The organism is Polaromonas sp. P1_F2 (assembly GCF_056405735.1).
Genome location: NZ_JBFUBN010000002.1, coordinates 571378 through 595833, shown reverse-complemented (window position 1 = coordinate 595833; position 24456 = coordinate 571378). Strand labels below are relative to the sequence as shown.

18 protein-coding genes and 1 pseudogene are annotated in these 24456 nt (G+C 62.5%); 11 read left to right on the top strand and 8 right to left on the bottom strand.

Translation table 11 applies throughout. The annotated features are described in order from the left end of the window. Positions 1-82: 82 nt before the first annotated feature. The 8 genes and pseudogenes from AC1D0O_RS06585 to AC1D0O_RS06550 all read right to left on the bottom strand — a co-directional run bounded on the left by AC1D0O_RS06585 (position 83) and on the right by AC1D0O_RS06550 (position 14286). Positions 83-580, bottom strand: a complete 498-nt coding sequence (locus AC1D0O_RS06585) for a hypothetical protein (RefSeq protein ID WP_477652728.1) — start codon at positions 578-580, stop codon at positions 83-85. Then, positions 571-3132, bottom strand: coding sequence for an Ig-like domain repeat protein (locus AC1D0O_RS06580; protein WP_477652816.1), 2562 nt, complete (start codon positions 3130-3132; stop codon positions 571-573). The genes AC1D0O_RS06585 and AC1D0O_RS06580 overlap by 10 nt, the downstream gene beginning before the upstream one ends. A gap of 731 nt (positions 3133-3863) precedes the next feature. Beyond that, the gene (locus tag AC1D0O_RS06575) at positions 3864-4442 is read right to left on the bottom strand and encodes a HEAT repeat domain-containing protein (RefSeq protein ID WP_477652727.1); all 579 of its coding nucleotides are present in this window, start codon (positions 4440-4442) and stop codon (positions 3864-3866) included. Positions 4443-4444: 2 nt separating this feature from the next. Continuing rightward, on the bottom strand, positions 4445-7060 hold the full coding sequence (locus AC1D0O_RS06570) for an Ig-like domain repeat protein (RefSeq protein ID WP_477652726.1): 2616 nt from the start codon (positions 7058-7060) through the stop codon (positions 4445-4447). Further along, positions 7057-11037 carry a LamG-like jellyroll fold domain-containing protein gene (locus AC1D0O_RS06565; RefSeq protein WP_477652725.1) on the bottom strand — a complete coding sequence of 1327 codons (3981 nt, stop codon included), beginning with the start codon at positions 11035-11037 and terminating at the stop codon, positions 7057-7059. Before AC1D0O_RS06565 ends, AC1D0O_RS06570 begins: the two co-directional genes overlap by 4 nt. 86 nt (positions 11038-11123) lie before the next feature. Beyond that, positions 11124-12980, bottom strand: coding sequence for a hypothetical protein (locus tag AC1D0O_RS06560; protein WP_477652820.1), 1857 nt, complete (start codon positions 12978-12980; stop codon positions 11124-11126). After that, positions 12981-13556, bottom strand: a pseudogene (locus AC1D0O_RS06555) (DUF6531 domain-containing protein); the annotation flags it as partial. A gap of 484 nt (positions 13557-14040) precedes the next feature. Continuing rightward, a complete protein-coding gene (locus AC1D0O_RS06550; protein ID WP_477652724.1) occupies positions 14041-14286 on the bottom strand; it encodes a hypothetical protein in 246 nt (81 codons plus the stop codon). 65 nt (positions 14287-14351) lie between these two features. Between AC1D0O_RS06550 and gspG the strand changes: the two genes are divergently transcribed. The 11 genes from gspG to AC1D0O_RS06495 are packed head-to-tail and all read left to right on the top strand — an operon-like array spanning position 14352 to position 24184. Beyond that, positions 14352-14780 (top strand): type II secretion system major pseudopilin GspG, encoded by a 429-nt coding sequence (gspG, locus tag AC1D0O_RS06545; protein ID WP_477652723.1) that lies wholly within the window; start codon positions 14352-14354, stop codon positions 14778-14780. Positions 14781-14812: 32 nt separating this feature from the next. Continuing rightward, complete coding sequence (locus AC1D0O_RS06540) at positions 14813-16042, top strand: type II secretion system F family protein (protein WP_477652722.1); 1230 nt, start codon at positions 14813-14815, stop codon at positions 16040-16042. 19 nt (positions 16043-16061) lie between these two features. Beyond that, positions 16062-17864, top strand: coding sequence for a GspE/PulE family protein (locus AC1D0O_RS06535; RefSeq protein ID WP_477652721.1), 1803 nt, complete (start codon positions 16062-16064; stop codon positions 17862-17864). Between the two features lie 9 nt (positions 17865-17873). Continuing rightward, complete coding sequence (locus AC1D0O_RS06530; protein ID WP_477652720.1) at positions 17874-18713, top strand: hypothetical protein; 840 nt, start codon at positions 17874-17876, stop codon at positions 18711-18713. Then, a complete protein-coding gene (locus AC1D0O_RS06525; RefSeq protein WP_477652719.1) occupies positions 18710-19393 on the top strand; it encodes a hypothetical protein in 684 nt (227 codons plus the stop codon). Before AC1D0O_RS06530 ends, AC1D0O_RS06525 begins: the two co-directional genes overlap by 4 nt. After that, positions 19390-20025 (top strand): hypothetical protein, encoded by a 636-nt coding sequence (locus AC1D0O_RS06520; RefSeq protein ID WP_477652718.1) that lies wholly within the window; start codon positions 19390-19392, stop codon positions 20023-20025. The genes AC1D0O_RS06525 and AC1D0O_RS06520 overlap by 4 nt, the downstream gene beginning before the upstream one ends. Beyond that, entirely contained in the window at positions 20022-20678 is a 657-nt protein-coding gene (locus AC1D0O_RS06515; RefSeq protein WP_477652717.1) for a hypothetical protein, read from the top strand. The genes AC1D0O_RS06520 and AC1D0O_RS06515 overlap by 4 nt, the downstream gene beginning before the upstream one ends. Beyond that, complete coding sequence (locus tag AC1D0O_RS06510; protein WP_477652716.1) at positions 20675-22759, top strand: secretin N-terminal domain-containing protein; 2085 nt, start codon at positions 20675-20677, stop codon at positions 22757-22759. Before AC1D0O_RS06515 ends, AC1D0O_RS06510 begins: the two co-directional genes overlap by 4 nt. Before the next feature lie 38 nt (positions 22760-22797). Next, positions 22798-23199 (top strand): type II secretion system protein, encoded by a 402-nt coding sequence (locus AC1D0O_RS06505; protein ID WP_477652715.1) that lies wholly within the window; start codon positions 22798-22800, stop codon positions 23197-23199. Beyond that, on the top strand, positions 23196-23681 hold the full coding sequence (locus tag AC1D0O_RS06500) for a type II secretion system protein (RefSeq protein WP_477652714.1): 486 nt from the start codon (positions 23196-23198) through the stop codon (positions 23679-23681). The genes AC1D0O_RS06505 and AC1D0O_RS06500 overlap by 4 nt, the downstream gene beginning before the upstream one ends. A gap of 17 nt (positions 23682-23698) precedes the next feature. Next, positions 23699-24184: a type II secretion system protein gene (locus AC1D0O_RS06495; protein WP_477652713.1), complete on the top strand. Its 486-nt coding sequence runs from the start codon at positions 23699-23701 to the stop codon at positions 24182-24184. Positions 24185-24456 lie beyond the last annotated feature (272 nt).

Here is a 24456-nt window from a genome sequence, read left to right as displayed (position 1 = left end):
CATCTTCTGCTCACAAAAAATGCGGGTCAAGATTCGATGGAAAACTTGGATCAGACTTCAGCGCGATTCTGCACTCAACAGGTCAATTGGACTTATAGCAGCGAAGCGGCGCGCCAAAACCGCACTTCTCGCTCAAGATGAGAACCATCCCTTGAGCCTGGCCAACAGTTGTAATAGCGATCAATCCTGTCTCGCGTGTAAAGAGGAAGCGAAGCCTATGCTGGCCCAGATCTCTCTCAATAAAGTACGTGAGGTACTGCTTTCCGAGAATATGCCGACGACTTGTACCCGACACCTTGTACGAGATATTGTCATAAGTCCACTCCGCATCTTTATCTCCAAATCTCTTCGGTACCGCGAACTGAAAGTCTCCAGCCTTAAAGCATAGGTACGGATCGTCGTTGCCGCAAAACTCTGCGCTGCCACCGATGTCCAGCCAAGCACTACGATCCGGATTGTTTTCAAGAACAAACTGATTTTTAGGTTCACGGATGTCGTAGTAAACCCACGACCGAGCTAACGCCACTGTGGGCGCAATTGACGAGAGCAGAAACACAGCAAAGAGGAGTATTAGTCGCATGGGCATTTTCCATTCATTAGATCGCGAACAAGCTGGTCAGCATCTTTTTCGAAGGGGAGATCGTTCGATGTACCCCTAGTAAACGCATTAATGTACTCTGCCGTAGAGGTGGCACGACTCTTCGCATAGTTGGAATCAGTAAGGTGCATGAACTCATGCATAAAGACGAAAAAAGGGCCCGGTTTTCCGAGTCCATATGTCTTCTCGTCGAAGAATGGAGCCGTGAAATCGGTTGTCCTTTCTTTGTAATTAGTGACGGGGTCAGCCCAGCGTGGCGAGATTTTCGCGACCCATGTATCGAACAACTCTTTTGCCTTCTTATTGCCAGGACAGTTCTTTTTAAGCAGATCCTCCAAGTGCGCCGCGTAGTTATAGAGTTCTTGGACTTTTTTTGGATATTTCCGTTTGTCGAATACCGCGCTCGGATAGCCCTCAACTTCAAACAGTCCCAGCGGATCGGCTGCACTCAGCGGATTTCCACTAACATAACCAAAAGTATTGATACCTCCTCGGAGTCCAATCGGATCGGACTGCATATAACGCCCGATGCGCGGGTTGTATTCCCGATTCCAGTTCTGGAATAAACCGCTCTCGGGCTCGAAGATCTGACCCGGCAAGCGTTGGTTAAAACTGAAGGTCCCAAGACTGCTTGGATTCTGGTCCGGCGCCGAGGCGCCAAAAGCTTCGGCCGAATCCCAGCGCCATACCAAGGCTTCATCGCTCTGCCGCGTGATGATGCGTGGCGCGCCTAGCTGATCCGTCGAGACGTTGTACAGGCTGATGGCGATGTCGTTGGTCGCCGCCGTCCCCGTCTGCTTGACCACCCCAACGGGGCTATCCAGGTAAATGGTTTCATACAAAGGGGTGCCACTAGCATCGTATTCACCAAGCAGCTTGCCCGACTCGTCATAAACGTAGTACGTCGCACCCGTCGGGACGAGAGCCGTCGGTCCTGTCTTGCCAACCCGCATCTCCAGCGCGTTGTAGCTGTAGGTGACGGTTCCGCCAGCATTCGTCATGGTCGCCATGCGGCCCCGATCGCCATAGGTGTAGCTATTGGTCCCATCGCTCGTGATATTGCCCGCCGCATCATGCACCACGGTGGCCGTACCACCCACGTCCTGGGTCTGAGTCAGCTTGTTGCTGGTCGCCGAGATAGTGTTGGGGTAGCCGGTGCCGCTGATGACCTTGGCCGTGCGATTGCCTGTGGCGTCGTAGCTGTACTGGATGGCCGTGGAACCCAAAGTCGCGCTGATCAGGCGGTTCAGGTTGTCATAGCCAAAGTTCTGGTCCAACGAGGGAACTGGGGTTCCATTGTCGACATGCGTGTAACCCGTGATGCGGCCTGCACTGTCACGGAGAATGGTGCGGCGGATACCGGTTGTTGTCGGATCACCCAGGTTGTAAGCGCTGATCTGGCCGTTGGCGTCATAGGCAATCGCCTGGGTCTTGGTGCTGGCCCAGGTCCAGCCGGTGAGCTTGCTTTCGGCATTGCGGGTGATGGCGCCCAGCATTGGCAAAGTGCTGCCGGTATTGGTGCCCACACCGTTGGTGTTCGGCGGATTCACGGTGATGCCGGAAACGTCGCCATAGGCGTCATAACTGTAATTGACCCGGGTTCCACTCGGGTAGGTAATCGCCGTCAGCTTGCCCAGCGCGCCCCCGCTCCCGCTGCGACCCCAGGCATAGCCGACGGTGAAGGTCTTGCCGTTGGTGGTCTGGGTTTTGGAGATCCTGCGGCCCAGGCTGTCGTAGCTGTAAACAGCCTGGCCGCTCGCATCGGTGATCTTGGTGATCTCACCTGTCGCCGCCGGTATCGGGGTGGTGCCGCCGTCGTATTCAAAGACGCTGTCAGTGCCCGTGGCGTAGTGGATACGCGTCAGGCGGTCGATGTTGTCGTAGGTGTACTGGGTGAGCTTGCCCCTGGCGTCGGTTTTGGTGAGCAGCTTGCCGAGCGCGTCGTAGGTGTACTGGCTGGCTCCCGTGTCCGGACTAGTTTGGGCTGTGACATCGCCCAGGCCGTTGGGGCTGTAGGTCGTGGCCAGGTTACGCGGGTCGGTGACCTGGGTCAGGCCGTCGGCGGCGTTGTAGGCGAAGCTGGTGGTGGTGGGCGTGGCGCTGCCGGTGTTGGCCGGCTGCTGGGTCTGGATGGGCCGGCCCAGGCTGTCGTAGTAGGTGTAGCTGGCCAGGCCATTCGGGTCCAACACCGTGGTGGGCCGCCCCATGGCGTCATAGCCGAATTGCCAGGTCATAGGGCCAGGCGAGGCGACGTTGATGACGACGCTGATGCCGGCGGAGGTTGACGGGTCGTTGTTCGTGTCGCCCGCGTAGTCCGCGCTCAGGGTATGGCTGCCCAGGGCCAGGGCGCTGGTGCTCAGGCTGGCGACACCGGCTGTCACGGCGCTGCTGCCGATCGTGGCACCGCCGTCCTTGAAGGTGATGGTGCCGGTCGGGCTGGCGCCTGTGACGGTGGCTGTCAGCGTGACGCTTTGACCGAGCGGGGCAGTGCCGGCGCTGCTGGAAAGCGCTGTGGTCGTGGGATTGGGGTTTATCCGCTAGTGACTTCCCTACCGGAAAAACTCGGGTCAAACCTCAGTGGATTCAATAGCCACTCTAAGTGCAAGGAGGCAAGGCCAAAGGCTCCTCGTTCGATGGAAAAATGGATCAAGCGAGCACGGAAATCCACACGTATAACCTCAACTTGTTTTTTATGGCGTATCAAAGTACCGATCATTGATCCAAAGGATATCTGCTGGGGACATTGCAAGAGCATTTGTGATTTCCTTTAGTAGCTCCTCCCAATTTGGCAATTGAGATTCGAAAAAAAGTTCGAAAGTGTTTTCGTTCATGCCCCGATATGTCAATAGACGAAAAACAAGTCCGCCAGGAAGAAAGAAATCTGCCCGCCACAAGTCGCCTAGGTCATCTGTTTCTTCGTGAAGTGCGCATCGAAGGCGCACGCATAGGGCTGGCAGTTGGCCTCGGTAAGTTGCGACGTGAGCGATATTCCGAGGACGCTTGCTTTCGACACTAGTATTCATGGAACAACCTTTGTTATCCACATCGTGTACACCTTGATTACAAAGAGTGTGGGTCAAGACTCGATGAAAAACTCGGGCCAAACACAATCACCACGCGAGCGGCATTCTTGGTATGCGCAACCGGTCGCACAGAGCGCCTAAAAGGGTCGGAAATTCCCGATTTAGTACCGCGACTTCCAAGACACAGAAACTTATGCAGAGTACGTGCTTGTGGCTTCGGTGATTTGACGAAGCGCTAATTGCTACCCAGTGATTGCCTCAATGATGGAAACAGCCGCTTCTCGCACTTCGACAGAAGGGTCGTTTAGGTAGGGAGTTATCCATTGAAGATCGTCCGCTGAAACCAGGCCTTCCAACTCATCCAGTGAGTTTTGCCGAACAATGGCATCCGGGTCATGCAATGCCTCACGCAAGATTGGCAAAGCACCTGCTCCCATGCGGTCTTTAGCGAACCTTAGAGCGGCACCTCGTACATATGGAGATGAGTGCTTCAGGCAATGCGCGACAGAAGACCAATCGATTGAACCTGTACGCCGCAACGCATCGATAGCGGCAGATGCGACAAAAGGATCAGCATGCGATAGGTACTCACGGATGATTCCGTTGCTCTCGACAGACCCAGCAAGTCCGAGCCCGCAGATGGCAGCCCGAAGCCGTTTACCTGACAGGCAATCAAGCATGGCCTCTAGCTGCTTGCGGTGCCCCCTTGCCAAGTTGCAAGCAAGCACGTCGTAGAAGTCATCATCATTCGCAATATCGCAGAAAAACAATGCCGCCAACTCTTCAAATGGCTTACCAACAATGTTGAGCGTGTCTAGCATAGTTACCTCGACTTTCTGCACAGTTGGCGAATTTCATTTAAGGTCTTTCCTCGCAATGCCGGGGGGAATTCTTGCTGGATATCTCCCGGCAAGTCATTGCTGGTGATCGTGCCATCTTTGATCTTTCTTCTCAGGTCTTCCAGGCGTTTCGGCGGCAACTTCTTGCCCAGTTTTTGCGCTAGTCGCACAACCTGCTCCAAGAGCTTGATCGCCTTAGCGCACTCCGCCTTGGTAGGCACACAGTTTGTATCGCTTGTCGCTAACACGACGCCTCCGGCCACCACTGCAGGAGCGATCACCCACGTAAAGATGTCAGCCGCAATACCACCAATACAAACGGGATTGGGCCCCGCAATGCAAGAAAGCTCCGCAGGATTCGGTACAAGCCCGAGCGGATCTGTATAGCTAAGAGGGTCTCCCTCTACATAGGCGAAAGTATTTATACCACCCTCAAGCCCAATCGGATCAGACTGCATATACCGGCCCACCCTGGGGTTGTACTCCCGATTCCAGTTTTGGAACAAACCGCTCTCGGCATCAAACACTTGGCCTGGCAAGCGCTGGTTAAAGCTGAAGGTGCCCAGGCTGGACGGGTTCTGGTCCGGCGCTGTTGCACCGAAGGCCTCGGCCGTATCCCAGCGCCAGGCAATTGCTTCATCACTCTGACGGGTGATGATGCGCGGCGCACCAAGCTGGTCGGTCGAGATGTTGTACAGGCCGATTGCTATGTCGCTCGTGGCAGCCGTGCCCGTCTGCTTAATCACCCCGACTGGAGCTCCCAGATAGATGGTTTCATACAGAGGCGTTCCATTGGCGTCGTACTCTCCTAGTAGCTTGCCCTCTTCGTCATAGACGTAGTAGGTAGCACCGGTCGACACCAAGGCCGTCGGCCCGGTCTTGCCAACCCGCAGCTCCAAGGCGTTGTAGCTGTAGGTGACAGTACCACCCGCATTCGTCATCGTCGCCAGCCGGCCCCGGTCGCTGTAGGTATAGGTGTTCAGTCCATCACTCGCGATATTGCCCGCCGCGTCATGCACCACGGCCGCCGTGCCGCCTATATCCTGAGTCTGGGTCAGCTTGTTGCTGGTGGCCGAGATGGTGTTGGGATAGCTGGTGCCGCTGACCACTTTGGCCGTACGGTTGCCAGTGACGTCGTAGCTGTACTGGATTGCCGTGGAACCCAGGGTGGCGCTGATCAGGCGGTTCAGGTTGTCATAGCCAAAGCTCTGGTCCAACGCAGGAACGGGAGTTCCATTGCCGACGTGCGTGTAACCCGTGATACGCCCCGCGCTATCGCGAAGAATGGTGCGACGAATGCCGGTGCCTGTGGAGTCACCGAGGTTGTACGCGCTGATCTGGCCGTTGGCGTCGTAGCTGATCGCCTGGCTCTTGGTGCTGGCCCAGGTCCAGCCCGTGAGCTTGCTTTCGGCATTGGTCGTGATGCCCGATAGCAGCGGCAACGTGGATCCCGTGTTGGTACCCACGCCGTTGGTGTTGGGTGGGTTGACCGTGATGCCGGAGACCACACCTTGCGCGTCGTAGCTGTAGTTGACCCTTGTTCCGCTGGGATACGTGATGGAGGTCAGTTTGTCGAGCGCACTTCCGGTGTCACCCCAGGTATACCCAACCGTAAAGCTCTTGGCTCCCGTGGTCTGAACCTTTGAGGTCTTGCGGCTCATGCTGTCGTAGGTATAGACAGCCTGGCCACTGGCATCGGTGATCTTGGTGAGCTGGCCTATGGCGCCTTGGACCGGGGTGGTGCCGCCGTCGTATTCAAAGACGCTCCCTGTGCCCGTGGGATAGCTGATGGTTTTGAGGCGATCCCCGTTGTCATAGGTGTACTGGGTGAGTTTGCCCCTGGCATCGGTTTTGGTGAGCAGCTTGCCGAGCGCGTCATAGGTGTACTGGCTGGCTCCCGTGTCAGGGCTGGTCTGGGCTGTGACATCGCCCAGGCCGTTGGGGCTGTAGGTCGTGGCCAAGTTGCGCGGGTCGGTGACCTGCGTCAAACCATCGGCGGCGTTGTAGGCAAAGCTGGTGGTCGTTGGTGTGGCGCTGCCGGTGTTGGCCGGCTGCTGGGTCTGGATGGGACGGCCCAGGCTGTCGTAGTAGGTGTAGCTGGCCAGGCCGTTGGGATCCAGCACCGTGGTGGGCCTGCCCATGGCGTCATAGCCGTACTGCCAGGTCATGGGGCCGGCCGTGGCGGCGTTGATGACGACGCTGATGCCTGTGGAGGTGGATGGGTCGTTGTTGGTGTCGCCCGCGTACTCAGCACTCAAGGTGTGGCTGCCCAGGGCCAGGGCGCTGGTGTTCAGGCTGGCGACACCGGCTGTCACGGCGCTGCTGCCTATGGTGGCACCGCCGTCCTTGAAGGTGACGGTTCCTGTCGGGCTGGCGCCTGTGACGGTGGCCGTCAGCGTGATGCTTTGCCCGAGCGGGGCGGTGCCGGCGCTGCTCGAAAGTGCCGTGGTCGTCGGGGTGGCGGCAAAGGCCAAGGCCGGGGCCAGGGCGATGAGCAGGACCAAGCGGCTTAGCCACGCGGTGAAAGCTCGGGTAGGGCTAAGGCTGCGCATGCTGACTCCTGCTTGAGTGGTGCTTGTGATGGTTGTGCTCGTGTTCAATTGCTCGCTCCCGTGACTTGTTGCACGCGGTTCAGGGCGTCGTAGACGCGCGTGATATTTCTTTGCAGGTTGCCCGAGGGGTCTTTGACCTGTTCGCCGGTCTTGTTGCCGGTGTTGTCGAGGGTGTAAGTCACCGAATTTCCCTTGGCATCGGTGACGCCGGTCAGGCGATGGGCCGCGTCGTAGCTGTAGCCCAGCGTTGTGCCGTCTGGCAGCGTGGCGACCGTCATCTGGCCTGCGTTGTCGTAGGTGTAGCTTGTGGTTCGGGCGGTGCCGCCGGGTGGGGTTACCGTCACGCTGCTGGTCCAGCCTCTGGGCGCGTACACGCTGTCGGTTACCACGCCATTGGGATCGACCATCTGGCGCACGCGCCCTGCCCTGTCATACAGCGTGAACTGGGTGACATGGCCTGCCGTGGTCGTAACGGTCTGCAGATCGCCGGCCGCATGGCCGGTTTCATTGGGCGCGGTGCCGCTGAAGGCGGCTGCCGTGTAATAGGCGTAGCTCGTGGTGCGGTTCAGCGTGTCCTTGGCGGTCAATACGCGGCCGGCGGCGTCGTAGGTGTACTGGGTCGTCACCGTCGATGCATCAGCCGACAGCGTTGCGACATTGGGCGCGGGATAGGCCGATGGCGTAAATGCGGCTGTGTAGCGTGCCTGGCCTTTGGTCACGCGGATGTCGTCGTAGTAGACGGCATTGGAGGTGCCGTTGTAGCCGAAGGCCATGCCGTTCGTATTGCCGACGGTGGCGGTCCAATCGCAGTCTCCGTTGGCCTGGCCATTGACATAGGTATAAATCTTTGCGCCGATCCTGACGTACGCCACGTGAATCCAGGTATTGGCCAGATTGCCCAGGCCGCCACCCGTCAAGCAGTTGACCCCGTCGCTACCGAAAATCCAGAGGCGGTTGCCAAAAAAAGCGAAATCGTGATACGTCGCACCGCCGCCGCCGAGCCGTACGGCAATCGTGCTGGTCATGGTGCTGGCGGGTTTCATCCAGTATTCGACCGTGAAGTCCCCGGGAAGCGTGAAGTCGCCACTCAGGTTGCCATAGTCGCCGTAGTCGGTCGATGCGGGAATGTAGATGGACGAGCCGCCGAACTTGCTCTCAGCGGTGCTGATCTGCGCATTCCGCTTGAGCGTACCGATGGCCGCCAAAGGGCTGCTGTCCACAATGGCCTTGGAGCCATTCACTGCGTCGCCGTGCAGCAGCAGAATGTTCTTCGCGTAATGGACGTCGGCCACTTTGGGCTGCGCCGGATTGAGGTTCAAGGGATCGCCAAACTGCTGGGTCGGCGGTGTGAAGGCTCCCCAGTAGCGAGCCGCACCATTGGTGATTCGCACTTCGTCCAGGTAACCATTCAAACTGCCCCCCACATTGAATTGCTGGCGGCCCAACTGGAAGCGCCCCAAAGCAAACGAATCCGTGTTGATTTGGCTCACGACAGCGCCCGCCTGCACCCCATCCAGGTGCATGATCCAGCTTCCGTTGCTTCGGCTCAGCGCAACGTGGTGCCACACGCCTGTCGATATGACAGGGCCGACGATGGAACGGCTTTCCGACCAATCACTCGTGGTCAAGTACGCGTTGAGTTTGCCTGTTGAATCGACGCCCACACGACCAATACTTACCGAATTGTCTGATCCCCCCCAACCGAAGATGACCCGGTCCGCGCTTGCCTGCGCGTTGAGCTTGACAAACATCTCAATGGTGAGATCACCGGTCATTTTGAGCGTGTTGTCGGGGCCATAGCCGAAAGCGCTCGCGCCGGTCGTGCTGTCCAGGCTGATGGACGAGGCGCCGAATTTGCTGTGCGCTGTGGTGACCACAGGATTGGCTGCTTTTCCCGAATAGCTTTTCATGTACGAGCTGCTGTCCACAAACACGGGCGAGCCGGCGCTTTCTTCGCCGTGAAGCAACAAAACCACCTTGTCGATCAGGGCATCGCTGCTACCCGCGGACGGATCATCGAAGCTGGCGCCACTTGCCATTTCGACCACCGATTTGCACAGCAGGTTCAAGGGCGCGCCGCTGGCCAGGACGGCAGCGGGCGAGCAGCTGGCGATGGCGCCGCCATTCTTCGGGTCGGGTTGACCCTGGTAGACCAGGGTCGTCATTGAACCGGGCTGGGTGGTCAACTTGGGCACGCGCCAGTTCGTATCCCAGGTGGTCGTGTATTTACGGGCTCCTGCAGGCAAGCTCGCAGCAGCGGCCAGTACCGTGGCGCAATCCACGGTATTGGCCAGGCCCTCGACGCGCACCACCTGCTGGTTTTTGGCGTCATAGGCGTAGCAAGTACGTTCACCCTGGAAGTTGTCATGCGACAGCAGGTTGCCGCGCGCGTCGTAGGTGGAGGCATTGCTGACCGCCGGGGAGCCCGAACCCGCGGGCTGGCTGATGCCGGCCAGCACGGGATAGCCGTTCGGCATCACGACGTTGGTCGTCGAGGTGGTGCCGGTCGCATCGGTCACCTGCAGTCCCGTGGGCGCCTGCCAGGTGTGGTTGCGAACGTAGGTGTTGCCCACCAGAGCCTCAGTGACGATCGCCTGCGGCGGCGTGGTGTAGCCGGCGCTGTAGTGGTCCGTGCCCAGGGCGCCATCGCTCGAGACCGCGCGGCCGGCCGTGTCATAGGCCCAGGTCGCCAGGCGCACATTGTTCTCGTCGGTCTTGCCGGTCAGGGCCCAGGGCAAGCCTGCATTTTCATACTGGAAGGTGCGGGTTTTCCCGTCGGGCCAGGTCAGCGCGGTCAGATTTTTGTTGGTGTCGTAGGCGGCCGACATGGTACGGCCGTCGGGCGTCGTCACGGTAGAAATCAGCCCGTCCGAGGTGGCGCTTCCGCCCACAGGCAGCGTGTAGCCGAAGCTGATGGCGCGGCCCATGTTGTCGGTCACCTGCGTCAGGTAGCCGGCCGCCGGTGCAGCGGCACCTGCAGCGGTGCTATAGGTGTAGGTGAGGGTGTTGCCCTTCTTGTCGGCAGATGAAGTGATCTGGCCCGCGCTGTTGTAGGTCTCAAGCACGCCGGACGCGGAATCGAAGAAGCGGTAGCCGCCGCTGATGGCGGTGACGGTGTCATTGATACTCGTAGCGGCCGCATAGCTTCCGCTGGGCGCGTTCAGCCCAAAACTGGTGATGCGGCCGCTGCCTCGATAGGCCTCCAGGCCCGCGCTTCCCGCCTTGATGTTCAGGCGTTTGTGGAAGCTGCTGCTCCACAAAGGGCCAAACGAGGGCAAGTCCTTCAGCTGGGCGGCTGACGTCAGGCCGTCGGCCTTGGCCGTCATCTGGCGCTGTGTGTCGTAGCTCAGGTACAACGACTGCCCGCCTATGCTGAGTTCGGTGGGCACGAACTCCGTCTTGGCGCCCGTCATGGGGTAGATAGACCCGCCGCCGCTGAGCCGGCCGACGCAGGCGGCACATTCCTGCAGCCCCGGGTAGTGATCGACGATATTGGCGCAAGCCCCTCCCGTGGTGTTGGGGCCCGTCTTCACCAGGCGCGCATCCTGGCAGGAAAATTTGACGTAGGCGTGCATATCGGCGTCCGGGCTATCAGAAACCTGCACGACGCCATTCAAGGCCTGGCAGGAGCCGGAGTTGCAAGTCCAGGTGGTGGTATCGGTCCTCTTCATGCCGCAATAGACATTGTTGTTGGCTGCGGCCGGACTCGAAGGCTCAAGGCAATTGTTGAGCTGGCCTTGGCCCGCTTGCACCCCATAGGCATGCTTGGAAAAAACGGAGGTCGTTACATAGCTGGCGCCATTGCAGGCGCCGAAATCGCATACCCCCGACTTTCCAGAGGGCCAGGCCGCGTTGTAGTTAAGCTGGACCGTCGACACCATCGCGTCATAAAAATCATTGACGGTTGAGAAACAGTTGCCGACCAGAAGCCGGTCGCCATAAATCTCGGTATTGCTGTTTCCCTGCGCACCACCGTTGGTCCAGCAATAGTCCAGCCGCGGGCTGGGCGTTGTCGTCGCGGCCAAGGCCGGCGCCATGCAAGCCAGCAAGACCAGGCCGCAAAGCCATGTTGAGAAAATTCGGCCCTGACGGCTGAGATGTTGCACTGATATCAATTGCTCGCTCCTGTGACTTGCTGGATCCGGTTCAAAGCGTCATAGACGCGCGTGATGTTTCTTTGCAGGTTGCCCGAGGGGTCTTTGACCTGCTCGCCGGTCTTGTTGCCCATGGCGTCCAGGGTGTAGGTGGCGGTGTTGCCTTTGGCGTCGGTGACACCGGTCAGGCGGTGGGCGGCGTCGTAGCTGTAGCCCAGCGTTGTGCCGTCGGGCAGCGTTGCGCCTGTCATCTGGCCTGCGTTGTCGTAGCTGTAGCTGGTGGTCCGGGCCGTGCCGCCGGGTGGTGTCACCGTCACGCTGCTTACCCAGCCGCGCGGGGTGTAGACCGTATCGGTCACCACACCATTGGGGTCGACCATCTGCCGCACTCGCCCTGCTCTGTCGTACAGCGTGAACCGGGCGACGTGCCCTGCTGCGTTTGTGACCGTTTGCAAGTCACCGGCAGTATGGCCAGTTTCGTTGGGTGCCGTGCCGGAGAAGCTCGTAGTCGGGTAGTAGGCATAGGCTCGGGCCACCACGCTGGTTGGCGCGGTTTCCGTCGCGAGCAGGCCTTGCGCGTTGTAAGTCCTGGTAGTGGTGCGGGCCGCGCTGCTGGCGGTGTCGGTCACCGTCCTGGTCAATGGGTTGCCCGCCGTGTCGTAGGTGTAGGCGGTGGTGCGCCCGGCTTCGGTCACCAACACGGGCAGCCTGAGGGTGGCGTGCCACTGGGTGGTGATCGTCTGCACTTCGGGCAAGGCAGCCGCTTTTGTCACGGTTAACGGCAATCGCCGGTTGATGTCCCAGGTGTACATGGTGTTCACACCCAGAAAGTCGGTCTCTTGTGTGACAAAACCATTGGCGTCTTGCACGCGGCTGGCTGCCGAGCTATTGCCTGTGCCGCCCGGCTTGTCGGCGCCGGTGACGGCGAGTTTGCCTTTGGCGGTGCCGTAGTTGTAGGTGCGCTGCGTACCTAGAGGGTCAGTCACGATCGCCGAGCTTGTGCCATAGCTGACGGTATACAGGCCAGCGCCACCTGAGTGCTGGGTGCTGATGCCGCGGCCCTGGGCGTCGTACGCATAAGTGGCCAAGCGCAAGCCGTTCTCGTCAACGACACCGGTCAACAGCTGCGGGAATGTGACGTTCTCGTGCAAATAGGTCTTGCTGACCGCGCCGCTGACATTGCCGGGGTAAGTTACCGTGGTCAGGCGCGCGGCAGCGGTGGTGCTGTCGTAGGCGTAACTGGTGACCTGGCCGCCGCTGGCCGTCACGCTGGCCAGCTGGCTGGCGGCGTTGTAGGCAAAGTTCAGGCTGCGGCCGAACTGGTTGGTAACCGAGATCAGCAGGTTGGGTATGCAATTGCCGCCAGACAGTGTGCTGCCCACGGGGCAGCTGTCGGGAGTCACGCGAGTCGCCGCAGGAATGCTTCCTTCGGAGCCAACATATCCGTTTGGATAGTGGGGTACATAACGGCAGCTTGTGCCCGTCACGCCCGGGATACCTACGGAGTAACCGGGATAGGCGACCGGATAAGCAGCCCCCCATCCCTGGCAGGCGGCCAAGGGCGCAGTATTCCAGGGGCCCGTCACGCCGTCATAGATGTACCGGTACTCGGTGAGAGCAGGCGTCGGCGCAAATGTTGCCAGCGATGGCGGCGGGGCGATGGTGCTGGAGGTGGCTGTGGTGCCGTACGCATAGGTGTTGACCCAGCCATTGCGCTGGGTGACGGTGAGCAGCTTTCCAGCGGCGTCAAACTGCCAGAGGCTGTCGTCGTCAAGTCGCTTGTATTGCAGGCCTGCGCCGTTAGCCGTCAATATGTCGGCGCTGTTGGTAGCAAGCCAGCTGCTGCTTGCTGTCTGCCAGTCGAAGGTACGCACACTACCGTCTCCGAACGTCAGTCTGGTGGTACTGCCGGCCGCGCCTTCACGTTTGATCGATATGGCGTGGTTGTGCGTCCAGGCCCGACCGAGCCCGGCATCGACCACCAAGCCTCGGCCTGTGCTGCCTGCCCAACTGCTTCTGTAGCGCCTCACCAGGTTCAGTGCATCGGGCCCCGTTCCCGCATGGTCCGTCTGACTCAGAACCTTCTCTCCCGTCGCTGGCAGGATGGGATTGCCTACCGCGACACCATCGGGCTTCGCTGGGCAGCTGTTACTTTTTGGGTCTCCCGAATCTTTTATATCTTGGGGATTTCTCGGATCACCCAAATCACCTGGCGCAGAGGATTCGGGTTCCGGTGGAACAGTCACCGACGGTGGAGACGGTCTTAATTCACACGCCGTGTGGCTTGCGTTCTCGTGGTAGTCAGATGTGCAGGTGCATTGGCTTTCAGCCTGCTCACTGTTATTCGGGCAGCCAGGGGGAGCTATGCGGGTGCTTGCACCAATGGTTCCCTCAGAGCCCACAACCCCGCTCGCATAATGCGGAACGTAGCGACAGGTGGTGCCCGTCATGCCCGTGATTTCCACCGTGTTTCCCCCGGGAGGGGGATAAACGACCGGATAAGCCGCCGCCCAGCCTTCGCAAGCCGTCGAAGGCACCTGATGCCAAGGCCCGGTCACGTTGTCATAGGTATATCGATACTCGGTGACACCAGACGAAGTCGCTGGAAACGAAGCCATTGCCTCTGATTGAGAAAAAACAAGAATCACCGCAAGCGAAGCGGTGAGGCCCTTGGAGAACAGCCGCAGGAAGAAATTCACTTGGCTCATTTAGGGACCCCTGCGAGTCCCCGCACCACACTCAAATTCTCGCAAGCATTAGTGGGAAAACATAGTTGATCCGCCCGCACCGTGTCCGATGCAGGCCATTGAAACAATCCCATGGGATCCCTCGTTGATTTTTTCTTGTCGTCTTATCGCGTGCGAGCAAGCAAACGAGCCCGGAGTCTAGTGACTGGCAGTGCGCCTGTCATCCTCCATCTGGAGTAAAAAATTCTTAAGTGTGCGTATAGACAACACAATCTTTGGCCTCCGAAATTTCACCCTTATCAATGCCATACTCTTCTGGCAGAATCCGACCGGCCCAGGAGTTAGTGGGAGTTGCTTCAGCGCAATTTCTTTCTGGATTGAGTACCTTTTCAGTATCGATTTGCGCCGGGTTAAGTAAAACCACAGCGCAGGTCGCGGCAGGCGGCATGGCCGTCGAAAAATAAATATTTCCCATCGCGTCCGCAAAATGCATGGACTCATTTCCCTGGGAGGGGAAACTTTTTGAATCTCTTCACGCATCCAGCGCGAACCCACTCCGTGCCCACCGGCCACAAACGCGCACACGGCTTCACGCTGCTGGAGCTGCTGGTGGTGGTGGTCATCATCGGCCTGCTGGCCGGCCTGGTCGCGCCGCGCTACTTTGATTCGGTCAGCAAATCCAAATCCAAGATCGCCAAGGCGCAGATCGAATCCCTCGACAAGGCGCTGGACCAGTACCGGCTCGACGTGGGCAGCTACCCCACCGCGGAACAAGGGCTCGCCGCCCTCAACGCCCAGCCTTCGGGCGTCGCCAAATGGCAAGGGCCTTACCTGAAAAAAGCCCTGCCGGCCGACCCCTGGGGCAATGACTACGCCTACGTGCTGCAGCCGGGCGCATTGGCCATCGACATCATTTCCTACGGCGCCGACGGCAAGCCCGGCGGCACCGGCGAGGCGCAGGACGTCTCGCTGCATTCGGCCAATTGACGGCAGCTTCCGGCACCGTAACGGTTTCACGCATGTCCGCGGCTCACGCCCTGTATGACGTTGTCACCCGCGACAGCGCGGGGCGTATCGCGTCCCGCCAGGTACGCGCGGCCACGTCCGCCGAAGCGCTGGCGCAAACGGTGCGCGGCGGCTTCACCGTGTTGAGCTGCGAGGCCGCCAGGGAATCCGGCGCGGGCTTCAGCGGCCTGGTGCGCGCCAAATCCGCGGCGCCCTCGCGCTCGGGGCTGGACACCGCCTCCTTCTCGCAGGATTTCGCGGCGCTGATCGACGCCGGCCTCAGCGTGACCGAAGCGCTGCAGACCCTGGGCAGCAAGGAAACCGCGGGCGCGCGGCGCGAGCTCATCGAGCAGGTGGCGCGCGCGGTGTCGGAAGGCCGCAACCTTTCGGCGGCCATGCAAATGACGGGCGCCTTCCCGGAGCTGCTGGTCGCCACGGTGGAGGCCAGCGAGCGCACCGGCGACCTCGGCAAGGGCCTGGCCCGCTATGCGGCCCACCAGCGTGAAATGCAGGCTCTCAAGGACAAACTGATAGGCGCCTCGGTCTACCCCATGGTGCTGCTGGTGGTGGGCGGCCTGGTCGTGATGTTCCTCATGGGTGTGGTGATCCCGCGCTTCGCCGGCCTGCTGGACGGCACCCGCACGCAGCTGCCCATGCTGTCGGCCGGCCTGATGGCCTGGGGCCGGCTGGTGGCCGACAAGCCCTGGGTGCTGGCGCTGTTCTTTGGTGCCGTCTTCGTGCTGGGGGCCTGGGTGGTCGCGCACTTCCGCGCGCATGGCGTGCGCTCACGCTGGCTGCAGGGCATTCCCTATATCGCCGGGGTGATCCGCGAATTCCAGCACCTGCAGCTGTATCGCACGCTGTCCATTCTTGTCTCGCGCGGCATTGTGATCCACCGCGCGATGGAGCACGGCGCCAAATTGCTCAACGACGCGGACCGTGAACGGCTGGAGCGCGCCATCGTGCTGATGCGCGAGGGCCTCAGCATGAGCGCGGCCCTGTCCGGCGCCGGCCTGTCGGATCCCGTGGCCACCAGCATGCTCAAGGTGGCCGAGCGGACCGGCTCCATGTCGGAGATGCTGGAGCGCATCGCGCAGTTTTACGAGCGCAGGCTGCAGCGCTCCATCGACGTCGCCACGCGCGTCATCGAACCCGCGCTGATGATCGTGATCGGCACCGTCATTGGGGCCATCGTGGTCCTCATGTACCTGCCCATCTTCGACCTGGCATCCAGCCTGAACTGAGCTTCGCGCTGCTTCCTCCATGAACGCCCCCCTCCCCCTTGCGCCTCTTGCGCCCCTTACGCCTCTTGCAGCGCCGGCCGCCGGCCAGGTTGGCCGCGCGCTGATGCAGCAAGCCGTGCTGGCGGCGACCGTGGGTTCGCGCCTGCAGTGGATGGTGCAGCAAAGCGGGCTTGAGGCTGGGCGCGTGCTGGCGGATGTCGCGGCCGCGCTGGGCCTGCGCGCCATGGCCACGGAAGACCTGCAAGGCATCACACCGGACTTCGACCTGATCTCCTTCGCCGACTGCCAGGCGCGCGGCTGCCTGGGCGGCTGGTCCACCGGCCCCTCCGGCGCCAGACTGCGCACCGTCGTGGTCAGCGACCCGCTGGACCTCAAGGGCCAGGAGTGGATAGACCTGCGCCTGGGCGGCACCGGCGCCGACGAGGTGGTGCGCGGGCTGGCGCTGGTCGAGGACGTGCAGGCCTGGCTGGCGCATGCCGAGCGCAATCTGATGGCCATGGGCAGCGCCGCGGAAGAAGAAGCCGGCGGCCTGGTGCGAGAGGAATCCGTCGATGCCTCCGTCGTGTCCCTGTCCATCGCGGGCATAGAGACCACGGCCAACCCGCTGGTGCGCCTGGTCGATTCGATTTTGTACGACGCGCTCAAGATGGGCGCCTCCGACATCCACTTTGAGACCCAGCCGGTCGGCCTGCACGTCAAGTACCGCATCGACGGCGTGCTGGAAAACGTCAAACGCATCGACAGCGCCGAGATGGGGCACCAGGCGATCTCGCGCATCAAGGTGCTGTCCGAGCTCGACATCTCCGAGCGGCGCACGCCGCAGGACGGCCGCTTCAAGGTCCGTGTCGAGCGGCGCGAGATCGACTTCCGCGTTTCCATCATGCCCAACCTGTTCGGCGAGGACGCCGTGCTGCGCGTGCTGGACCGCAAGCACCTGACCGGCCAGTTCCAGACGCTGAGCCTGGACACGCTGAGCTTCGCGCAAAGCGCCAAGGACTTTATCCGCCAGGCCTCGGGCCTGCCCTACGGCCTGCTGCTGGTGACCGGCCCCACGGGCAGCGGCAAAACCACCACCCTGTACGCGGCCATCTCCGAGATCAACACCGGCCTGGACAAGATCATCACGATTGAAGACCCGATCGAATACCAGCTCAAGGGCGTGCTGCAGATTCCCGTCAATGAGAAAAAAGGCCTGACCTTCGCGCGCGGGCTGCGCTCGGTGCTGCGCCACGACCCGGACAAGATCATGGTCGGCGAGATACGCGACGCCGAGACGGCGCAGATCGCCGTGCAGGCCGCGCTGACCGGCCACCAGGTGTTCACCACCGTGCACGCCAACAATGTGTTCGACGTGATCGGCCGCTTCAAGAACATGAACGTTGACAGCTACAGCCTGGTGTCGGCCCTGACCGGCATCGTCGCCCAGCGCCTGCTGCGCGCGGTGTGCGCGCATTGCGCGGTGCCCGCCGGCATGACGGCCGAACAGCTGGTGCGGCTGGGCATCCCCGCGGAGCGCCTGGACCTGGGACAGGCGAAGTTCATGCAGGCCGTGGGCTGCGCGCATTGCCGCGGCACCGGCTACAAAGGGCGCCTGGCGATTGCCGAAACGCTGGAGATGGACGACGACATCCGCGACCTGCTGGTGCGGCAGGCACCCATCTCGCAGATCAAGCAGGTTGCGCGCGGCAAGGGCTTCATGAGCTTGCGCGACTCGGCCGTGTCACTGGCCATGGGGGGCCAGACCACCGTGGAAGAGATCAACCGCGTCACCCCCCGCGAGAACCTGCAGGCCACGCAACCCACGGAGGCTTCCCATGCCTGATCGCCAGCCATGAAATCCATGGTTCATCTCGACATAGGCGCCGCCCACCTGCAGGCGACGCTCAAGCCGGCCGCGCCCGGCTGGGGCAGCCGCGTGATGCGCAGCTTGCAAGCAAGGCGCAAGCCGCTTGAGCAGGCACAGGCCGCCACGTTCACCGAAACGGCAAACTGGATTCCTGGTGCGACGCGCGCCGATACCCTTAACGCCCTGCTCGAAGCCGCCGCGCTTGCCCTGCAGGCGCTGCGCGCGCGCCACCCGGCGCCGCTGGATGGCTGCCGCCTTGTGGTGCGCACGGGGGTGGGCACTTCCTACCTCGGCATCGCGCCCATGGATTTTTCTTCACCTTCGGCGCGCTCCGAATCGCAACTGCGAACCGTGGCGAGGGCGCTCTCGCAGGAGGCGCTGGGCATGGAGGCGGCGGGGCATGAAGTGCGCTGGCGCATCCAGGTCGACCAGGCCCATGTGTGCGTGGTCACCTTCGAATCGGCCCTGGTCGCCGGCCTGCAGGCGCTGGCCCAGGCCCAGCGCATGAAGCTCGCGAGCTGCCAGCCGGCCCTGGTGGAAAGGCTGGACAGCGAACTCGAACAAAGCCGGCGCCGGCGCGATGCGCGCACGCTGGTGTGGACGGAGCTTGAGGCCTCGGGCCGCCGGCATGCGGCGCTGAGTTTTGTGCGCCTGGTGAACGGCAGCGCCGTGAATGCCTGGCGCATGGCCACGCCGGCGCTATCAAGCAACAGCGACCCCTGGCTGCAGCCCGCGCTGGACCGCTTCCTGATCGCCTCGGGTGCGGGCCTTGATGAGCAGGTCATCCCCTGTGCCTGGCCCGCCGCCACGGAGCTTGCAGCATGAGCCGGCGCCTGGTCGAGAGCCCTTTTGAATTCGCGCCGGGCGCGGCGCGCTACCGCCCGCTGAGCTGGGCCATCCTGGCCGCGGGCGCCTGTATCGCGCTGGCCGGCCTCTACATGACGTCGCGGGCCGGCGCGCTGCTGGAGGGCGTTCGCTCGCAGCAGGCGAAGATCTCGAAGCAGCAGAACGCGCTGAGCGAACAAATGCGGCAGGCCGAGAACAACCCCGCCATGCTCGAAAAAATCAGGGCCAGGCGCCAGCTCGAAGCCTTGCTGCAAACGCCGTGGTCGCTGATGTTCGAGGCCCTGGAAGCCGCCGCCGACACGGTCGAAGGGCGCGTGACCCTGCTGTCCATGGTGCCCAACACCGCCAACCCGGCCAGCCGCAAGATAGAGCTGACCCTGATGGCCTCGAACTACCCGTCCATGCTGGCCTACACCGAGGCGCTCGGCAGCGTCAGCGGTTTCTCGGACGTGCGCATCGTGAGCCACCAGCTCGACGAGCGCAGCAACCCGGCCACCTTCCGCTTCCGGCTGACGGCGGGCTGGAACCGCTTGAACGAAGGCGTGTTCCTCGCGAAAGAGCCGCCCGCCGGCGCACCGGCCGCCCTCAGCCCGCTGATGCCAGTTGAAGTCTCGGCCCCCGTGCTGAAGCCGGGCATTACCAAGGCACCCACGCCATGATGCGCAGCCCCGCGTTCATCACCAGCTCGCTTGACCGGCTTCGCAGCGGCGCGGGCCTGGAGCCGCTGCGCGCCCTGGGCTGGCCCGTGCTGTGCGGCGCCGGGCTGGTGCTGGTGGGCGCCCTGCTACTGGGCCTTTCCCACCAGTTGCGCCTGCAGAAGAACAAGCTGCAGTTGGAGTTGCGGCAGGCCCAGAAAACCAGCCCCAGGCCCGCCGCGAACGCACCGCGCGGCATACCTGTCATCTTCCCGCCTTCGACCGACTACACGGCCGACCTGGCGCAGATTTTTGACATCGCGAAAAGCCAGGGCATTGTGCTGGCCAGCGGCGACTACCGCGACGCGGACCCCACGGCGCTGGGCCTGGACACGCGCCTGGTGGACCTGCGCATCAACGAAAACTACGGCGCGCTCAAGGAGTTCCTGGCGAGCGTGCTCAACGCCATGCCGCATGCGGCGGTGCAGGAGCTGCGCATAGAACGCAAGGACGGCACGGCCGTCAAGCACCAGGTCTTCCTCAAGCTCGCGCTGGTGTATGCCCCGCGCGCGGAGCAGGCCCAGGGCGCGCGGCCCGCGGCGCCAAGACGGCCGGCCAGTACCCCCGAGCCGGGCGGCACGAAAGGCATGCCGTGAGCGCCGGCCCCTCGAAAGCCGGTACCGCGCAGGGCGGCTGGAAGAAGGCCGCCGTCCTGGTCGCGGCCGGTCTGGCCAGTTTTGTGCTGGCGGCCGCCATGCAGGGCAAGTGGCCGGGCGGCGACGAGGACCTGGACCTGGCAGCGGCGCCGCGCCAGCGAACGGCGGCGATCGCCCCAGCGCAGGCCGCCACGACAACACTGCTTGCCGATGCAGCACCCCAGCGCCTTGAGGTCGCGATGAACAGCCCCAGCCTGCGCATGAACAAGATGGTGGTGCGCGACCCCTTCGGCCCGCTGGCGCCCGAGTTTGTGCCGCCGCCCCAGGTGGTGGCCCCACCCATGCCGCCGCCCGCGCCCGCCAAACCCCGCAAGCCGCCACCACCGGCCGTGGCCGCCGAGCCGCCACCGCCGCCGCCGCCCACGGCGCCGCCGCTGCCCTTTACCGCGGTGGGCGCGATCCAGGGCAAGAAGATCGGCAACGGCCAGCAGCAAGCCTTTATCCAGCACGGCGACAACCTGACCGTCATCCAAAAAGGCGACACCGTCGCCGGCAGCTACCGCGTCGACGAGATCACGAGCGAGCGCGTGGTGTTCACCTACCTCCCCCTGGGCCAAAAACAGTCGCTTCTACTTCTGGACACTCCACGATGAAAACACTCAAGCGAAATGCCGGGCTCTCCGGAAGTGGCGGCAACACAGGGCGTATTGAAGAACGCAGGCGCATGACACCCATCGCGTCCAGTGTGGTGGCCTGTTTGCTGCTGACGGCCTGCGCCGGTGCGCGCTACCACAACGACGGCATGGGCCAGATCGGCGAGGGGAACGTCGACGCCGGCGTCGCCTCGCTGAAAAAAGCGACGGAGCTCGACGAGGCCAACCAGTACTACAAGATCGACTACCTGGTGCAGCGCGACAAGCATGCCGACGCCTTCGTCAAGCAGGGCGACCTGGTGCGCGCCAGCGGAGACATCGCCGGCGCGCGCGACCTCTACGGCCGGGCGCTGGCCCTGAGCCCAAGCAATGCCCGGGCCGCGGCATCCCTGAAGGCGCTGGACCAGGACGTGCGCAACGACCAGTTGCTGGCCGAAGGCGAACGCTACCTCAAGGAAGGCAAGCTCGAAGCGGCCGGCGAACGCGCGGCGCGGGTGCTGGCCGACCAGCCCGGCAACAAGCAGGCGGCGCAGCTCCGGAAAGCCGTCCTCGACGCGAGGGCCGTAGCCGACCTTGAACGCGACCGCTTCAGGGAGGCCAAGTCTGTCATGGGTTCGCCGGTGACGCTGCAGTTCCGCGATGCCACCATGCGCACCGTGTTTGAAGCTCTGTCGAAATCCACGGGCCTGAACATCCTGCTGGACCGCGAGGTCAAGAGCGACGTCCGGGTCACGATTTTTGTGAAAGACGTGGCGGTTGAGGATGCGATCGACCTGATCCTGATGCAGAACCAGCTCGAAAAACGCATCGTCAACAGCAACACCCTGATGGTGTACGCGGCCACGGCGGCCAAGCAGTCGGAGTACCAGGAGCTGACGGTGCGCTCCTTCCGTGTCACCAACAGCGACCTCAAGTACCTGGCCGGCATGCTCAAGACCATGCTCAAGCTCAAGGACGTCTCGGCCGACGAGCGCAGCGGCCTGCTGGTCATACGCGACACACCCGAGACCCTGCGCATCGCCGAAAAACTGATCGCCCTGCACGACGAGCCCGACCCGGAAGTCATGCTCGAAGTGGAGGTGCTGGAAATCTCCGAAGGCCGCAACAGCAACCTCGGCGTTTCCCCGCCCAATGCCATCACCATCAGCACGCCCAGCGCCGGCGCCACCACGCCGGGCGGCACCGTCAGCAACCTCACCATCGCGCAGCTCAGGCAGCTGGGCGTGGGCGGCCTCACCGTCACGCCTATCGCCGGCACCCTCAACTTCAAGCTGCAGGACACCGAGACCCGCATCCTGGCCAGCCCGCGCATACGCGCGCGCAACCGCGAAAAAGCCAAGATCATGATCGGCGACCGCGTGCCCACCATCATCAACAACGTCACGCCGGTCAACGGCGGCTCCTCGGTCGTCACCGGCACCATCACCTACCAGGACGTGGGCCTCAAGCTCGAGTTCGAGCCGCAGGTCTACGCCAGCAACGACGTGGGCATCAAGATCAACCTCGAAGTCAGCAACATCGCGCGGGAGTTCACCGACGCGCAGGGCAGCCGCTCGTACCAGATAGGCACACGCAACGCCAGCACCTTTCTGCGCCTGGCCGACGGCGAGACCCAGGTCCTGGGCGGCCTGATCACCGATGAAGAGCGCAACACCGCCGACAAGATTCCGGGCCTGGGACATTTGCCCGTGGTCGGGCGCCTGTTCGGCAATTCGGGCAGCAACAAGTCCCGCTCCGAGATCGTGCTGGCGATCACGCCACGCATCGTGCGCAACTACGCCAACCTCGGCCTGGACCGCGCCAGTGTGTTCTCGGGCACGGCGCTCACCTTGCGCGACCGGCAGATCCTCGGCGATCCCGTGGGCGGCCTGAGCCTGCCTGGCGGGCTGGGCGGCCGGCCTGCCGCTACCGCCGCGCCCGCCAGCGGCATCTCGCCGGCGCCGCAGGCACCGGGGGCTCCTGGAGCGCCTGGAGTTCCACCATCCGCGCCGTCCGTGCCGCAGCCACTTCCGCAGCCGGCACCCGCCATGCCGCTGAGCGGCGGCGGCCTGCCGGCCCCTCCGCCCATGATCAAGCGTTGACAAGAGGCGATGTGAGTCCTCTCCCCAGCTTCCGCCTGATGAATATGCGAACGGCCGCCGGCCCCTCGCGCGCGGCGGGCTTCACCCTGATCGAACTGCTGGTGGTGTTCTCCATCCTCGCGTTGCTGCTGACGCTGGCCACGCCGCGCTACTTCAAGGCACTCGACGGCGGCAAGGAAAAAGTCCAGGCGCAAAACCTCGCCACCCTGCGCGACGCCATCGACAAGTTCCGCGCCGACCAGGGCAAGTACCCGGCTCAATTGCAGGAGGTGGTCGACAAACGCTACCTGCGCGAGATCCCGCTGGACCCGGTGTCCGGCTCAAGGGCCTGGGAGACCCTGCCCTTCCCGAACAGCGCCGAACCCGGCATTTACGATGTGCGCGCGCCCAATGCGCCGAGCCCATCGCCGGCACCGGCCACGGAAAGCACCGCACCATGAAACAGCCGGCGCAGCGCGGCTTCACGCTGATCGAGCTGCTGGTCTCGCTGGCCATCGTCGGCCTGCTCGCCATGGTGGCCCTGCCCCTGACCCAGGTGGTGCAGACACGCGCCAAGGAAGCCGAGCTCAAGCAAGGCCTGCGTGTCATACGCCAGGCACTCGACAGCTACAAAGCGGCCTCCGACGCGGGTGTCATCGACAAGGGCGTAGGCGCCTCGGGCTACCCGCCGTCGCTCGAGGTCCTGGTCACCGGCGTCCCGCGCTCCGCCGCCTTTGGTTTTTCAGCCCAGCCCTTTGTGCTGCTGCGCAGGATTCCGCGCGACCCCTTCGCTGAAGACCCTGCGCTAGCGGATGGGCAGACCTGGAACACCCGCGCCTACAGCAGCAGCGCCGATGCGCCGCAACCGGGCACCGATGTGTTTGACGTCTCCTCGAAGTCCGCCAAGCGCGCTCTGGACGGCTCGGCTTACAGCGCCTGGTGACGAGGCTCATTCAAGCCATGATAAAAGCCAGCCGCCCGCACAAGCCTTTGGCCATGCAGTCAGGCCTGGTGCTGCTCGCGGTCTTGATTTTTCTGCTGCTCACCACCCTGGGCGCATCGGCCATGGTCGAACTGCAACGCACCCACAGCCAGCGCGCCAAAGAGACAGAGCTGCTCTTCGTAGGCGACCAGTACCGCCGCGCCATCAAGTCTTATTACAGCAGCGTGCCATCCGGCAAAAGCCAGTCCCTGCCGCGCTCACTCGACGACCTGCTGGAGGACAAACGATTCCCCATGCCGGTGCGGCACCTGCGCCGCCTCTACCCCGACCCCATGACGGGCGAAGCCGACTGGGTGCTGATGCAAGGCGCCGGCGGCATTCTGGGTGTGCACAGCCGCTCGACGCAAAGCGCGTTCAAGAAAAGGGAATTCCCGATCCAGTACCGGGATTTCCAGGACAAAGAGACTTATGCGGAGTGGGTGTTTGTGGCTTCGGTGAATTGAGAAGTGACATGCGCCCGAGCCATCCATGATCTCAATGCGTTCACCTATTGCAAATGGCTGTTAGCAACACATGAATGCGCCCAGTCCGCACCATATCGTTGTCGACAACCCCGAACACGCCACCCATAGCGGCAGTGACTTCAACAGGAGGGAGCCCCAAAGGAGAGGAAGGCAAACCATGATTGCGAAGATCCAGAATTCCGCACCATGCCCTCTGCCGAGTCCGAGGCTGGGGCCGGCAAGAAGCCCCAAGAACAAGGTTTCAAAGCTCT

What these genes read in the sequence shown, in the direction of transcription:
- AC1D0O_RS06500 (WP_477652714.1), top strand. Translation starts at nt 23,196, where the DNA reads ATGAAACAGCCGGCGCAGCGCGGCTTCACGCTGATCGAGCTGCTGGTC.
- AC1D0O_RS06495 (WP_477652713.1), top strand. Translation starts at nt 23,699, where the DNA reads ATGATAAAAGCCAGCCGCCCGCACAAGCCTTTGGCCATGCAGTCAGGC.
- AC1D0O_RS06505 (WP_477652715.1), top strand. Translation starts at nt 22,798, where the DNA reads ATGAATATGCGAACGGCCGCCGGCCCCTCGCGCGCGGCGGGCTTCACC.
- AC1D0O_RS06525 (WP_477652719.1), top strand. Translation starts at nt 18,710, where the DNA reads ATGAGCCGGCGCCTGGTCGAGAGCCCTTTTGAATTCGCGCCGGGCGCG.
- AC1D0O_RS06520 (WP_477652718.1), top strand. Translation starts at nt 19,390, where the DNA reads ATGATGCGCAGCCCCGCGTTCATCACCAGCTCGCTTGACCGGCTTCGC.
- AC1D0O_RS06535 (WP_477652721.1), top strand. Translation starts at nt 16,062, where the DNA reads ATGAACGCCCCCCTCCCCCTTGCGCCTCTTGCGCCCCTTACGCCTCTT.
- AC1D0O_RS06530 (WP_477652720.1), top strand. Translation starts at nt 17,874, where the DNA reads ATGAAATCCATGGTTCATCTCGACATAGGCGCCGCCCACCTGCAGGCG.
- AC1D0O_RS06510 (WP_477652716.1), top strand. Translation starts at nt 20,675, where the DNA reads ATGAAAACACTCAAGCGAAATGCCGGGCTCTCCGGAAGTGGCGGCAAC.
- AC1D0O_RS06585 (WP_477652728.1), bottom strand. Translation starts at nt 580, where the DNA reads ATGCGACTAATACTCCTCTTTGCTGTGTTTCTGCTCTCGTCAATTGCG.
- AC1D0O_RS06575 (WP_477652727.1), bottom strand. Translation starts at nt 4,442, where the DNA reads ATGCTAGACACGCTCAACATTGTTGGTAAGCCATTTGAAGAGTTGGCG.
- AC1D0O_RS06540 (WP_477652722.1), top strand. Translation starts at nt 14,813, where the DNA reads ATGTCCGCGGCTCACGCCCTGTATGACGTTGTCACCCGCGACAGCGCG.
- AC1D0O_RS06550 (WP_477652724.1), bottom strand. Translation starts at nt 14,286, where the DNA reads ATGCATTTTGCGGACGCGATGGGAAATATTTATTTTTCGACGGCCATG.